Annotated in this window: 10 protein-coding genes; 1 reads left to right on the forward strand and 9 read right to left on the reverse strand. The window is 40.6% G+C overall.

All coding sequences use genetic code 11. From position 1 onward, the window contains the following. The first annotated feature begins 110 nt into the window (after positions 1–110). The gene (locus BQ5338_RS06360; protein ID WP_071146012.1) at positions 111–1,151 is read left to right on the forward strand and encodes an IS4 family transposase; all 1,041 of its coding nucleotides are present in this window, start codon (positions 111–113) and stop codon (positions 1,149–1,151) included. A 31-nt stretch (positions 1,152–1,182) separates the two neighbouring features. On the opposite strand, the gene BQ5338_RS06365 is transcribed toward BQ5338_RS06360, so the two are convergent. The 9 genes from BQ5338_RS06365 to BQ5338_RS06410 form a co-directional block, all read right to left on the reverse strand. After that, complete coding sequence (locus BQ5338_RS06365; RefSeq protein ID WP_205409942.1) at positions 1,183–2,370, reverse strand: IS256 family transposase; 1,188 nt, start codon at positions 2,368–2,370, stop codon at positions 1,183–1,185. Between the two features lie 621 nt (positions 2,371–2,991). Then, the gene (locus tag BQ5338_RS06370) at positions 2,992–5,196 is read right to left on the reverse strand and encodes a tetratricopeptide repeat protein (protein WP_071146014.1); all 2,205 of its coding nucleotides are present in this window, start codon (positions 5,194–5,196) and stop codon (positions 2,992–2,994) included. Positions 5,197–5,210: 14 nt separating this feature from the next. After that, positions 5,211–6,389, reverse strand: coding sequence for a DUF418 domain-containing protein (locus tag BQ5338_RS06375; RefSeq protein WP_071146015.1), 1,179 nt, complete (start codon positions 6,387–6,389; stop codon positions 5,211–5,213). A 546-nt stretch (positions 6,390–6,935) separates the two neighbouring features. Next, positions 6,936–7,901 carry an ABC transporter substrate-binding protein gene (locus BQ5338_RS06385; RefSeq protein WP_071146017.1) on the reverse strand — a complete coding sequence of 322 codons (966 nt, stop codon included), beginning with the start codon at positions 7,899–7,901 and terminating at the stop codon, positions 6,936–6,938. Between the two features lie 83 nt (positions 7,902–7,984). Then, entirely contained in the window at positions 7,985–9,244 is a 1,260-nt protein-coding gene (locus tag BQ5338_RS06390) for a phosphoglycerate kinase (protein ID WP_071146018.1), read from the reverse strand. A gap of 85 nt (positions 9,245–9,329) precedes the next feature. Further along, a complete protein-coding gene (nth, locus tag BQ5338_RS06395) occupies positions 9,330–10,004 on the reverse strand; it encodes an endonuclease III (RefSeq protein WP_071146019.1) in 675 nt (224 codons plus the stop codon). 38 nt (positions 10,005–10,042) lie between these two features. Beyond that, on the reverse strand, positions 10,043–11,239 hold the full coding sequence (locus tag BQ5338_RS06400) for an MFS transporter (RefSeq protein WP_071146020.1): 1,197 nt from the start codon (positions 11,237–11,239) through the stop codon (positions 10,043–10,045). Positions 11,240–11,333: 94 nt separating this feature from the next. Then, a complete protein-coding gene (gene pheS / locus BQ5338_RS06405) occupies positions 11,334–12,353 on the reverse strand; it encodes a phenylalanine--tRNA ligase subunit alpha (RefSeq protein ID WP_071146021.1) in 1,020 nt (339 codons plus the stop codon). Between the two features lie 253 nt (positions 12,354–12,606). Then, the gene (locus BQ5338_RS06410) at positions 12,607–14,508 is read right to left on the reverse strand and encodes a TlpA family protein disulfide reductase (RefSeq protein ID WP_071146022.1); all 1,902 of its coding nucleotides are present in this window, start codon (positions 14,506–14,508) and stop codon (positions 12,607–12,609) included. Positions 14,509–14,642 lie beyond the last annotated feature (134 nt).

Genomic DNA, 14,642 nt, shown 5'->3' on the forward strand with positions numbered 1-14,642 from the left:
TATTGCTGTCCGGTAAAAATTAGTGGACCAAAAAATTAGGGCTGTTTTCCTCTCTTGGAATCCAGCCCTTTTTCTTTCCTTTGCAGTTACCACACCTAAAAGGAAAATCTATGGGCAAAAATACATATTTTACCGGACAGCCGCTTTATGCGCAGCTATTAAAATTGATCGATAGCCAAGAAATTGCAAGAATAAGCCGAAAAGGTTTGCATGAGCGCTATGTGAAGAAGCTAGACGGCTACTCTCACTTTGTAATAATGCTCTACGCCGTGCTGATGCGCTATGATTCTCTACGTGAAATCGTAATAGGAATGCTCTCTGAGGCAAATAAGATCAATCACCTAGGCATAGATTACATGGTAAAACGCAGCACTTTGGCAGAAGCCAACAATAGGCGCAGTAATGAGTTCTTTGAGCAGATATATTTCTCCCTATACCGGAAATACAAAAATGATTTAGCGGACAGCCGAACGGACAAGGCTTGGGAGCGCTTGCTGCACATCATGGATTCTACTACAATAACACTGTTTTCAAACGTTTTGAAAGGTGTAGGCCGCAATCCCAAGCATGGAAAGAAGAAAGGAGGCATAAAGGTTCACACTGTGCTCAAAGCCGAGGAAGGAGTACCTTATAACATTCATTTCACATCGGCAGCAACTCACGATCATGTTATGCTTACTAAACTAAAACTGACAAGTGGGGCATTCATAGCCATGGATAGGGCATACATAGACTATAAGGTCTTTCAAGAATTAACAGACAACGGAGTCTTTTATGTAACCAAAATGAAGAAAAGCCTACGCTACACCCCTCTTAACGGCCATTTTCTTGTGAATAAAGATGGGCTGGTTGTACTAAGCGATCATATGATAGAGCTTAAAAAGGACGATATAACACATGTTTCACGTCGGATAGAGTATTGGGAGGAAAAGAAGAAGTACTCAAGCGTTCTTCTGACCAATAACTTTGAGTTGGAACCGGAAGAAATTATTGCCATTTATTTACGGCGCTGGCAGATAGAGAGCCTGTTCAAGCAGTTGAAGCAGAATTTTCCACTCAGATACTTCTTTGGAGAGAGCGTAAACGCAATCAAAACACAGATATGGGTAACACTTATTGCAAACTTAGGCACTATCCATAATTCTGTGTAAACTATGTTCGGGTTCGAGCTTTAGTCGAGTGCTAAAGTTCGATTCTGTTTTCAAAGATAACTAAAAATTGATTCATAACCACACCCCAATTTCTTATAGGCATCGTCCATTTCTTTTCAATCTCACTAATAGCCAACCAAACGGACTTTCTGAGGGCATCGTCAGTAGGAAATGATAATTTTGTTTTGGTATATTTCCGTATCTTGCCATTCAGATTTTCGATTAAATTGGTTGTATAAATGATAGTACGTATCTCTATGGGAAAATCAAAGAAAGCAGTCAGATCGTTCCAGTTGCGATGCCAACTTTGTACGGCATGACGATATTTAGCACCCCATTTTCGCTCAAATTCTTCCAATGCGATGGCTGCTTGGTCTCGATTGACGGAGGTATAAATCTCTTTCATATCAGCCGTAAACTCTTTTAAATCCTTCCATACAACATATCTACATGAATTACGTATTTGATGTACCACACATATTTGAGTTGTGGATTGGGGAAATACAGCACGTATGGTTTCGGTAAAGCCATTTAGGTTGTCAGTTACCGTTATAAGTATATCCTCCACACCACGTGCTTTGAGATCCGTTAGAACAGACATCCAAAAAGAAGAACTTTCAGTCTTCCCGATCCACATACCAAGAACTTCTTTGTAGTCACGGTTATTAAGCCCCACACATAGATAAACAGTCTTGTTTATCACTTTCCCAGATTCTCTAACCTTGAATACGATGCCATCCATCCAAACAACCATATATAATCGTTCTAGCGGGCGATTCTGCCATTCAATTGCAGCCTGAGTGACTTTATTGGTAATGATTGATATTGCACTGGTAGAGAGGTTTATTTGATAAATGTCTCGTAACTCATCCTCAATATCAGATACGCTCATTCCCTTTGCATAAAGAGAGATAACCAGGCGTTCTATAGATAAACCACGACTTTGATGTTTGGGAACTACAATAGGTTCAAACTCTCCTTTGCGATCACGAGGAACTTCGATTAGATGCTCACCATGCTCGCTCTGAATCTTCTTGCTAAAGCTTCCATTGCGAGAGTTACCACTGTTATAACCATCAGTACTATGCTTGTCATAACCTAAATGGGCATCCATCTCACCCTGAAGCATTTGTTCCAATACTTGAGAATGAAGATCTTTGAGAAACTGACTAACATCTTCCTCTGTCTTGAATTGACTCAAGAACTCTTTACTGAGCATCTCGGCAGGAACTGCCTGGCGCTTTTCTCGTTTTGACATAACACTATCCATATTTTTATTTTTAAAGATAAAAAAAATAACTCGAATCTAAAGACCCGAGCTAGAGTTTACACAATATATTGGATAGTGCCCAAACTTACTATTATCTGTCATAAGAAAACGAATTAAACGGAAATGGAGCTTCTCAAATCTTGTAACAATCATAAGGCAGACACTCATGTACTACATTGACCTCTATATGTTCTGCGAAAATCCGGAAAAAGCATGGTTGAGAATCATTAACCAGTCCAGTTTATCACCTCCAGAACCAACACTCTTTGATTAAGAGGGCTTGCTTTTTGAAGGAAAAAGCCGAACTGCCTTTTTATAGGCAATTCGGACAGATATTTTATGCTTTTCAATTTTTACCGGACAGCAATAGTTTTTTATTATTTTCTTTCTTATATCTATTAGACGTAACTAATCTTTTTTTAGTTGCAGCAATAAATCTATTATTTTAAAATTTATTGCTCGTCAATAAGAATACAAGAGATGTGCCAAATAAGTAATCTTTTGAATTTCAGTATTTTACGATATTTATGTAGTGTGCGAAAACGAACACTCTGTTCTCTTTTATGTTCGCTAAATTAAGTCGAGCATCAGTGGAATGTCTTCTTCATTCACTCCTTGTTCTATTAAGTGCACTGCATTTTCGTGAAAGAGTTCTAGGAAGAGAGTCTGATTGTCGCATAGAACTTTAGCTTTAAAGTATGTACCTAGAGCATCTTCAATATTTCCCATACACCAGAATACATGCCCTTCGTTCAGAAAGTCTTGCCACAGAGGAGATTTCTCTATTGCTTTATCATAATATTTGCTTGCTTGCTGGAGTTTCCCTTCCACAAATGAACACCAGCCAATAGCTCTCCATGCTTTTACACAGTCGGTTTCTATAAAATCCAGTTTGAAGAAATAGTTTAGCGCTTCTTCATATCGTTGCAACTCAGCAAGGCAGCTACCGCAATAGAATAATATATTATGTTTTTCCGGTTGCACGGTTTCCACTTTTCGATAATATTCGATGGCTTTAGCATACTCTTTCGTCAGGCGGTAACAAGTGGCTAGATGGCGATTGGTCCACACATTATCAGGCTTTATCATGTCAGCTTTTAGGTAAGCTTCAATGGCAAGCTCATATCTCTTTTCCTTTTGGCGACAATAACCTATTTTCTGAAACAAATTTGCACTTCCACCCACAAGGCTAATGACCTCTGTATACACTTCGGCAGCTTCTTTCGGGTGTTCTTTGCTGAAATAATAATCACCTAATTGCATTAAGTATTCCGGTTTGAGAAGCGTCTCGCGAATTACCGGATATTTGTGCAAGGAGACAAAACCATCGAAAATAGGAGGGAATTCTTGTTTGCGAGGGTGAACTTTGAAGAAGCGGTATAGGCTGTGGAGGTACTGATTGCAAATGATTTCGGGTTGTTGAGCAATCTTCTTTAGCGATTCACTATTTTGCTTATCATTGAATTCGTCCATTTGCTGTTCGGAAAGCTGGCTCAGCATCATCTCTCTCTGACCTTTAGGGATGTGCATCATTGTAAAGCAAAGTGAATATTTGTCGCTATCGCAGAAGAAGCCTGACTCAAGTACGAGGTCGATGATACTATCGTCCTGATTGTTTTCGCTGAACTCTTTAATAATTTCGGAGTGTTGCTTGTCGAATGGATAAAACCAGTTACTCAATGTTTTGAAGAATGGGTACGACTTTAGTTGTGAGAAGGTGCTCATATACACATCTGCACCTTCTATTTGTAGTTCGCTCATCTCTTTCAGCTTATTCTCCAGATCGGACTGTTGTGGATTCTTCCAGTCGGGATTCTGATCATCATTATCTTCTTCTGACTCCTCGATGCCATATCTAAAGCCACGCATATTAACTTTTTTAAGCATTTCGGGAATGATTTCTTCGCGCATCTTCTTATCTATCTTTTCTGTTTCCTGGCAGCGTAGCCATTGAATGTATGCGCGGTTCATCTCTTTGCCGAAGGTCTCATTTTCGTTGAGCAGTGAGAGACGTGCTGTTACTTCAGGATAAAACATTAGACGCTTATTATATAGATGTATGGTGAAAGCAATGCCTACCAATGCTCGTTGGTTGATTTGCGCATTGGGATGAGTATAGGCATCAAAGAGCCACATCATTTTTTTTATGTCGAAACATTCCATCAGACTAAGGGTGACGGCGCTAACAAACAGGCTGATGTCGTTTGCTGTCATGTGCTCAGAACTTAAGAATAGGGTAGCTTCTTTCTCGTCTTCCACGCTCCAGGAAGTATTGATCCATGTCTCTTCAAACAGCATGTTGAGTGTTTCTTCGTGCTGTTTGCGTACTTGATTGGCCTCTTCATTAGGCGTTTTTGGAAGGATATTTGCCACCGCCAGATTGTCGATGTATGCTTCCAAACTTAATCGACTATTTTTAAGGCTTTCGGCCGGAAATGATTTTAAACCCGACTTAAGGATGTTATAATAGTCAATCGAGGTGGCCATGCGTTTATCCAAGCGAGATTGGTCGGCTATCTCTATTGCGCCGGTCAAAAGCTTTAGATATAATTTTTTGCGGGCCGGATCTTCAACGCCTTGCTTCATATATTGCAGCATATAGCTATAAGAAGTCTGTATTTGTTCCAATTTTTGGTGCATTTCCCAGTCAGCACTGTCATGCAAATACTGACTCAGCATTGCCAAAGCTTCTTTGAGTCGTTTGTTATATATGAGGTTAATGATTAGCTGGTGCTGTTCATTGATATATTGTTCGCTGAAATAATTTCCGGCCATTTTTTTTTATTATTTTATTTTCTAATCCACGTCAGGCGTTTCCAAAGTCCTTCGAATGGGCCATGCTTATGGCTCTTTAACCACCAAGAGCAGAAAGCCATCTGAAGAAGAACAAAAACAATGCCAAAGATAAAACTATAGGTGATACCCATGTATCTGCCAAGGAAGAATCCCCAATGGTAGAAGAGTAGAGAGCCGATGAGTGACTGACCAATGTAATTTGTCATACTCATTTTGCCATAAGTGGTAAACCGCATAAGGAAGCTTCTGTCTTTCACTCGATAGAAAGTAAGCAAGCCTCCGGTAACAAGTATTACCATAAAACTGAGGTTGCTCAAAGAACTGATTATAAGTTGCAACGGAGTGAGTAGGGCAGCTCGGGAAATGAAACCGGGCAATAGATTATTTAATCCATAAAGGGGGAAGAAGCATAACAAGGCGATGCCCAATGATTTGAACCATAGTTGTTCGGTGCTAACGCTGTGCAAGAACAATCGCTTGCGCCCCACGAGCATTCCGAAGAGGAATAGTCCGGCTGTCTGCATGATGCGTCCGTGTTCAAAGGCCCATGTGAAGTTGGCCAACTGACCTTCCCAGATGTTCATACGTATTGTCTCGAGGAATGTACCACTTTTCTGTACCTCGTAGGCTATGCCAAAATAATAGTTCCCCAAGCTTTCTCCGGCGGTATAGTTGGGATCGATGAGGGCATAAATCACTTTCCCCCAATCGAGGGGTTGAAGTATTAAGAGGGTGCCAATGATCGCTACTGTTCGGTCACTTAATTTGCAACAGATGGGTAGAATGATACCTATTACGGCATACATGGTTAATATTTCACCGGTAAAGAAAGATGCGTTGAACTGTCCGATGATAAAGAGTAAAGTCAGGCGCCATAGAAATCGCAGGCGGAAATCTTTTCCACGTCGTTGTTGATTATCGTTTTGAATGAAGAAACTAAAACCGAACAAAAGAGCGAAGACTGCATAAGCTTTGCCACCAAAGGTGAAGAAGAGTCCATCCCAAATGACTCGGTCGGTAAACTTCATCCATTCAAAGGGGACGTTTTCGGGGAAATAGTAGAAATTGAAGTGTTCGATGCTGTGTAAAACGATGATTCCCATTACGGCTAATCCTCTCAATACGTCGGCTACGTCGACGCGGGCATTTGTCTCGGCGATTTTTTGTACCATGGCTTTAATGTCATTTTTAAGGTATTACATATGGGCAAATGTACAATATTATTTTATAAGTGCCTTCCTTTGTTGTGATAAAACAGTAGATGTAATGTCTTTTTTTAGGGATAGTGAGGTCATTTTTGTCAAGAGACGATTTACTGATTATTAACGAACGAGGAGGGAGGCAAAAGGTCAAGGCGTTGTTGGACAGACAAATAGGTGTTTTTGGAAAACATAGAGGTGCTTGGTGCTAACAAATAAGCAGATTGCTGAAGTGCAACCGTATTTTGGGTGAAGTGCAACCGTGCAAATTGGCAAGAGAACCGTGCAAATGCTTCAACTGCACCCTGCAGATGAGTAAAGAGAACCGTGCAATTGATCGATAAAGCACTACGTTGAGGCAATCCGAATTGTTTGGGCACAAAAAAAGGAAGAAGTTGCAACTTCTCCCTTTTACCGTAATTTAAATTCAAACTATTTTATGATTACGCTAACAAAGGTAATGCATTTCACATCCAAAGTCAAGCGTTTCGGGTGAAAAAAAGAGATTATTTCTTTTTTTTATTCAGTTTCGGTTGTTACATCAGGTTGTGTATAGATGGAGTCTACGAGGCTTTTTATGCTATACGTGTGTGGCAATAGATTCTTCGCTTTTAACCAAGCAATGGTGCCTTCCAGATCTTTGGCGGCAGGCAGAGAGGCATACTGATACTGCGGCAGAGCAATGATACCGGCCAATGCTTCCGGCACTCCGACATCTTCTATCAGTATCTGTCTCCACTCTTCCAGTGGGTGCGTTCGGATGTAGTCAACAGCTAAATTATATCCTTTGACCAGTCGTTTAATATCTTCCGATTTATTCTTCAAAGCCTTTTCAGAGAAGACCGTTCCTGTGATCGATAAACCTAATTCCTGCGTACTGATGAGTGATTTATGTCCGCTGTTCATTGCGATGGTAGCAAAAGGATCAGAGAAGACGGATGCATCAATTTGTCCGTATTGCAGCATCTCCAGTCGGAGGGGAATGTTGTTTATTTCCGGTTTATTCACTTCTGCGAGAGTAATGCCGGCTTTGTTGAGAATGAAGTCCGTAACATAGTCTATCACACTGTTGTGCGATACGGCAATGTTCTTTCCTTTTAATTGAGAAAGTGATTTGATACCGCTTTCTTTTCCGGCTATGAAGCAGAAGTAGCCATCGTTCTTCATAACGATTTTCAACGGAATGTGGTGTGTTTGCAGAAAGGCGGCATTGGTGTAGTCTATAATCGTTCCGTCTATGTCGCCCGATTGAAAGGCGGCGTCGCGGTCGGTGGTTGAGAAGAATTTCACAATGTTTACTTTCAATCCCAGAGAGTCATAAATGCCTTCTTTCTCTGCGATGATAAACGGAACATAGTCCATAGAGGACATGACTCCTAAGCTGATGGGTTGCAGCTCAACTGAAATAACCTTTCCTTTTTTGCTCCCGGTGCATCCGGAAAGTATCAAAAGGATTGAAGAACATACAAGTAGAATTTTCTTCATGATGGTGTTTTAAGAGTATAAGATTAAAAAAATAGGCAACCTTCCCGGGGGAAAGCTGCCTATAAGTATATGCTTTGCGAGAATTATCCTTTGATTGCGGCGATACCCGGAAGAACTTTTCCTTCGATTGCCTCAAGCAATGCTCCACCACCTGTAGAAACGTAAGATACGCCGTCGGCTAAGCCGAACTTGTTTACACAAGCTACAGAGTCACCACCACCTACTAGTGAGAAAGCACCATTCTTAGTCGCTTCAACGATTGCTTCGCCTACCGACTTAGAACCGTGAGAGAAGTTTTCGAATTCGAACACTCCTGTAGGACCATTCCAAAGAATAGTCTTTGATTCTTTGATTACTTTCGCATAAATCTCTTCAGTCTTAGGGCCGATATCAAGTCCTGACCATCCGTCAGGAATTACGTCGTCGTCAACAAACTGAGTGTTGGCGTCATTTGAAAAGCTATCGGCTATCTTAGCATCTACAGCAATGATTAGCTTAACGTTATTCTTCTTTGCTTTTTCAATCAATTCTAGAGCCAAAGGCATTTTATCGTCTTCACAGATAGAAGAGCCGATCTTTCCGCCCAATGCTTTAGTGAAAGTAAACGTCATACCTCCGGTGATAATGAGGTTATCAACCTTTGAAAGCAAGTTCTCTATGATTTCTATTTTAGAAGAAACCTTTGAACCACCCATGATAGCAGTAAATGGACGTTTAATGTCGTTCAATATTTTATCAACAGCAGTTACTTCTTTTTCCATCAGGTAACCGAACATCTTGTTGTCTGTATCGAAATAGTCGGCAATTAGTGCAGTAGAGGCATGTGCGCGGTGAGCAGTACCGAAAGCATCGTTCACGTAGCAATCAGCATACGAAGCCAATTTCTTGGTGAATTCCTTTTGGCTTGCCTTTACCGCTTTTTTGGCAGCAGCTTTTTCTTCATCAGTAGCATCTTCAGCCAATCCTCTTGGTTTGCCTTCTTCTTCAGCATAGAAGCGAAGGTTTTCAAGTAATAGGGCTTCGCCTGGTTTCAGAGCAGCCGATTTAGCAACAGCTTCTTCGCCCATGCAGTCGTTAGCAAACTGAACTTCAACGCCCAGTACTTTTGATACATGAGCTACAATATGCTTCAGAGAAAACTTATCAGTAGCACCTTTGGGACGTCCCAAGTGAGAGCCGATGATAATGCTACCACCATCAGAAAGAATCTTCTTTAAAGTAGGGAGAGCAGCACGGATACGATTGTCGTCTGTAATGTTGAAGTTTTCGTCCAAAGGTACATTGAAGTCCACTCTGACGAATGCCTTTTTGCCGGCAAAATTGAATTGGTCAATTGTTTGCATAATACTCTATTTTATTTAAAAGTGTTAGTACTTTTTTCAATGAGTGCAAAGTTAGTATATATTTCTCTTTTTTGCTATGAATTTATTATTTATTCTTGCCTTTTTCGGCCTCTTTACTCAGTTTATGTATGCCGGAATAATAAGAGCACATAGGCCTCAGGCCACACTCTTCACACTTTGGAGTGCGGGCTTGGCAGATGTATCTTCCGTGCAGTATGAGCCAGTGATGGGCAATAGGTACAAGCTTCTTAGGAATGTATTTCATTAGCTCTTTTTCCGTAGCGAGAGGTGTCTTTGAATTGGTCGTCAGCCCGATACGGTTGGAGACTCTGAACACGTGCGTGTCCACTGCCATGGCGGCTTTGTTGAACACAACAGATTGAATGACATTGGCTGTTTTTCGTCCCACTCCGGGAAGCTTGATAAGTTGTTCTAGTTCGGATGGTACTTGGCTACCAAAGTCGTTCGTTAGCATGCGTGCCATGCCCACGAGGTGTTTGGCTTTATTGTTGGGATAAGATACACTTCGGATGTATTCAAACACTACTTCGGGAGTGCTGGCAGCCAGTGCTTCCGGGGTAGAGAAGTCGCTAAATAGTTTTGGAGTAATTAGATTCACTCGCTTGTCCGTGCATTGAGCAGAAAGAATAACGGCTATCAGAAGTTCGAACGGATCGTTGTAATGTAGTTCTGTTTCGGCCACAGGCACATTCTCCTGAAACCATGCAATCACTCTTTCATATCTTTCTTTCTTCCTCATTCTGATTTTTATTTTGTATTCTCTCTCAAAACAAGTATTTATCTCAGTTTGTTTCGCTCAAAGTGTGGTGCTACCTTCAGACGGAAAAAGAGAATGGAAACAATCGCGAAACAGGCTCCTGAAAAATAAACCACATCCCATGAACTGATCTGAGCAAGGTAACCACCCATCATAATGCCGATACCGATACCTACATCCCATGAAGTGAGATAGGTTGACGTGGTCGTACCTCTTTTACTGTTGGGTGCTAGATTGACAAACAGCGAGTTGAATGCCGGAAACATGGTTCCGAAGCCGATGCCTAGTAATAGAGCGATGATGAAGAAGATGACGGTTGTGAATTCTTTGTTCCACAGCATCAAGTTGCCGCAGGCAGCTAGCGCGAAAAAGCAAACGCAAACCAAATACAACCCCAATGATATTACTTGGGGAATTCTCCCTTTATCGACCTGCTTACCTGAGAATATGCGAGAGACAGCCATGCCAATTGCCATGAATGTGAAGAATAATCCTGAGCTGAGTGTAATGCCTATCTTCTCGGCATACATGGCTACATAAGTTTGTGTCATGCCGTAAGGCACTGAAAGAAGAAGTAGAGAAACCCCTGCCGGTACGCCTTTGAGTAGTATAAATCGGTCGAAAGAGATTGGCTCGCGCGCTATCGGTTCTTTAGCGGGAACTCTCAGCCACATTGCCATGATAAAACCTAATGTACCCGAAGCGATGGAACTGATAAAAATAACTTGAAACGGGAATAAGTCATGTAAAAACAACCCTGTCATTGGACCAATACTCATGGCCATATTATTCATCATTCCATAATATCCAAGAGCTTCACCACGGCGTGAGGAGGGAGTGATATCTATCACAAGAGTGTTTCCGGCAACTGTCACCATGCCAAAGGCTAATCCGTGAACGATGCGCAGCATCACAAATAGACTTAGTATGCCAGCCAATATATATCCCGTAAAGATGGTGACAAAAATGAAATAGGCAATGAGATAGAGCGGTTTACGTGCCAGCGTATCTAATAGGTATCCAGAGAAAGGGCGGATGCAGAGGGCTGCTATGGTATAGCAAGAAAGTATCAATCCGATTTCAGCGTTGTTGGCGTGGAATACATCTGAGATATAAAATGGAAGTATAGGAAGTATCAGGTAGAAAGCAAAATATAAAAGAAAATTTGCTGCCAAAATACGACAATAGTTTAAAGTAACTAGCTTGTCTTTAACCATTGAATTAATAAGATGTAGTTTAAAGAAAGTGTGTCAAAAGTTTCTTCGCAGTTGAACTTTTGACACACCCTTATGTTGCTTTTTGTTCTTTGCTCTAGTTTGCCGCTTCAAACTCTTTGAGGAAGCGCGTATCGTTTTCAGAGAACATGCGCAGGTCTTTCACCTGATATTTCAAGTTCGTGATGCGTTCTATACCCATTCCCAAAGCATATCCACTGTATACTTTACTGTCAATGCCATTCGATTCGAGTACGTTTGGATCTACCATGCCGCAACCCAAAATCTCTACCCAACCGGTGTGCTTGCAGAAAGGACAACCTTTACCGCCACAGATGTTGCAGCTGATGTCCATTTCGGCACTAGGCTCTGTAAAGGGGAAGTAAGACGGGCGCAGACGGATCTTTGTGTCGGCACCAAACATCTCTTTGGCAAAAAGCAATAATACTTGCTTCAGATCAGTGAACGAAACATTCTTATCCACATACAATGCCTCTACCTGATGAAAGAAGCAGTGCGCACGATAACTGATAGCCTCGTTGCGATACACACGTCCGGGACAAATGATGCGGATGGGGGGCTCTGAAACCTCCATTACACGAGTTTGTACAGATGATGTATGTGTGCGTAATAGAATATCCGGATGAGATTCAATGAAGAAGGTATCTTGCATATCGCGAGCGGGATGATCTTCGGCAAAGTTAAGTGCCGAGAACACATGCCAGTCATCTTCAATTTCAGGACCTTCGGCTATGCTGAATCCCAGGCGACCAAAGATGTCGATAATTTCATTTCTTACGATAGATAGCGGATGGCGGGTACCAAGCTTTACGGGATAAGCCGAACGAGTAAGGTCCATTTCCGAACATCCGTTATCTTGCGATTCAAACTGTTCTTTCAATGCTGTGATTCTTTCTTGAGCCTTTGTTTTCAACTCGTTAAGTCTCATGCCTACCTCTTTTTTCTGTTCGGCTGCTACGTTACGAAAGTCGGCCATTAAGTCGTTGATGGCACCTTTCTTACTTAAGTACTTAATGCGGAGAGCTTCCAATTCTTCGGCGTTGGCAACTTTCAGAGTTTCAACTTCTTCGAGAAGTTGTTTAATCTTAGCTATCATATCTTTGATTTATTAATACTCTAATCTTCATTTGTAAAAGAGATGCAAATATACAGGTTTATCTTTTAATTACCTCGAAGAGCAAGTAAAAACAACGCTAAAAATAAGATTCTGAAGTGTAATATCTATATGGCGTGGAAGTGCATCTGAATGAGAAGAGATTCAATGTATTCCATTTAGGGAATACATTGAATCTCTTACTAGTATACAATTGTGCTGATTACTTTTCAGAATACATTCATAGTATATAAAGCTACTTGAGTACTTTCAGTATCTCTCCTTTTACGATATCAACTCCCGGAAATCCGGTAGACTTCCATGTGATTTTTCCTTCTTTGTCGAGTAAGAAGTAAGAAGGAACACCACCTATTTTGAACTCTTTGGTAAGATAACTCCATTGATCGTTAGTTAGCCTTACATGTTCTCCATGAATATCTGGTATCATATTTTCCCAAGTCATCTTTGGAGAGTTTTCTCCTGCAATAAACAAGTATACAATCTCTTTTCCGGCCAACTGCTCTTTCATTGGTTTCATCTCTTGCATAGCCATTTTACAAGGTCCGCACCAAGTTGCCCAGAAGTCTACAAGAACAGCTTTCCCTTTGTATTTAGCGGTTAATGAATAAAACAGATCTTCGTTATTTACCTCTCCTGTTTCATTTAGTGTATATCCTGTTTTCTTCTTGTTTGCCTCTACAAAAGCGATAAGATCATTGTTTTTCTTTTCTATTATCTCTTGCCACGCCGGAAGATTGTACGATCTCAATTTGTTCAATTCTTCTTCACTCAATGGAGTAAAATCTTTCAGTTTAAGACCCGCTTGCTGAAAAGCGATTAAGTTGACGAGTATTCCTTCGTTAGTCCCTAAAGCTTCTTGTATGGAAGAATTGTTTTTTTGCATAAATATACTAATGATACCTAAAGTATGAGGTAGCTGCTGAGCATATAATATATCGGTTGTGTTTAGTAATGGCAGCTTACGAACGGAAAGTAATATTTCTTTTTTAACTAGTATGAAGTCATTATGGGTTTTGTCGTATTCATCTATCTGTTTTTCATCAAAGTTGTTTATTGTAACATAAGCTCTATTATGATTGGCTTGCGCCATGTATAAGGATACTATGCCTGATGATGTGGCATCAATACGAAGTAACTTTTTATATACTTCGCTTGCCCTGCTATTATCGATCATTTGCATAATGGAATCATATTTAGCCATGTAGTAGCTATTGCACTGCTCCAGACTCATGTTGACAATATCTTTAAAGATTCTTTTGTAATCTCCAGTTACACTAGTTTTGATGGGAATTTTATTTAGCTCAGTGTTTAGTCCGGCCAGGTAGCCGCTGAAATAAATTTTTTCTCCTTGCGAAGGATACTCTTTCATATACCGCCCTCTTTCTCTGGACATTTCACGTAGGTTAATGACTGTTGATAGGTTCTCTCCAGGTGCAAGGATGATTTTGAATGAATTACGGCCTACATACATTTGAAAAGTAGTAGGCTTGAAGATTTCTGTATCAAAGTTGAAACTGCCATCATCATTGACTGGCACTTTGTTCACGACACTCTCATCGGTAAATAGATCGGCGGAATGGAGTGTGATTTCTTTCATCATACCTTGTGGCATTTCAAGCAAACATCCTTTGAATATTGCTTTACCTGTTTTTATTTCAGGAATTGGTAATTCTTTATCGGGAGAAGCAACTTTGGTACCTGCAGGTAGTATCAGTTTTGGCAGCTGAGTTCCTTTAAGCTGTATACCCCATATCTTAAAGCAATCATCACAATCACTTTCAATAAAGTCTACTGACGCCACCGAAGAGGGCAATGCAGGAAAGGTAAGCTTGAAAGATGTTTTTCCCGAAGCAAGCGTATAGAACTTTTCTCCAAGTTTTATTCCCTCCGACGATAGGATAGAATATTTCTTTCCGTCAGCCATTAGATAAGAATCCGGGCTAATTTGCAGCCAGTTAGTGGGTCTGGAAAAGGCTTCAAAAGAGAAAATAGCTGTAGTGTCTGTAAGCTCAATCTTATCAATTTCAAGAGCATTTGTGTTTCGCACTAAAAAAGGTGGCTTTGTCACTGTACGTTCTTTCGCTTGTGCGCACACTACAGAGAGGAGCAATAAAATAGGGAGAATTAGTTTATTCATTATGTTAGATTTAAATGTTTGGTCAAATTTATTACATAAATAAGTAACTCAAAGATGTTTTGTCTTAAAGTTTGTTTAATTTTTGTTCAGATTACTGTTACAGAACTTCTTGCATTCACTTTACTGCTTCCAGA

It is taken from the genome of Bacteroides ihuae (assembly GCF_900104585.1).
GTDB classification, from domain to species: domain Bacteria; phylum Bacteroidota; class Bacteroidia; order Bacteroidales; family Bacteroidaceae; genus Bacteroides; species Bacteroides ihuae.

Bases quoted from the DNA above. Each gene is read 5' to 3' on its own strand.
- BQ5338_RS06360 (WP_071146012.1), top strand. From the start codon at position 111: ATGGGCAAAAATACATATTTTACCGGACAGCCGCTTTATGCGCAGCTA.
- BQ5338_RS06365 (WP_205409942.1), bottom strand. From the start codon at position 2,370: ATGCTCAGTAAAGAGTTCTTGAGTCAATTCAAGACAGAGGAAGATGTT.
- BQ5338_RS06370 (WP_071146014.1), bottom strand. From the start codon at position 5,196: ATGGCCGGAAATTATTTCAGCGAACAATATATCAATGAACAGCACCAG.
- BQ5338_RS06375 (WP_071146015.1), bottom strand. From the start codon at position 6,389: ATGGTACAAAAAATCGCCGAGACAAATGCCCGCGTCGACGTAGCCGAC.
- BQ5338_RS06385 (WP_071146017.1), bottom strand. From the start codon at position 7,901: ATGAAGAAAATTCTACTTGTATGTTCTTCAATCCTTTTGATACTTTCC.
- BQ5338_RS06390 (WP_071146018.1), bottom strand. From the start codon at position 9,244: ATGCAAACAATTGACCAATTCAATTTTGCCGGCAAAAAGGCATTCGTC.
- nth (WP_071146019.1), bottom strand. From the start codon at position 10,004: ATGAGGAAGAAAGAAAGATATGAAAGAGTGATTGCATGGTTTCAGGAG.
- BQ5338_RS06400 (WP_071146020.1), bottom strand. From the start codon at position 11,239: ATGGTTAAAGACAAGCTAGTTACTTTAAACTATTGTCGTATTTTGGCA.
- pheS (WP_071146021.1), bottom strand. From the start codon at position 12,353: ATGATAGCTAAGATTAAACAACTTCTCGAAGAAGTTGAAACTCTGAAA.
- BQ5338_RS06410 (WP_071146022.1), bottom strand. From the start codon at position 14,508: ATGAATAAACTAATTCTCCCTATTTTATTGCTCCTCTCTGTAGTGTGC.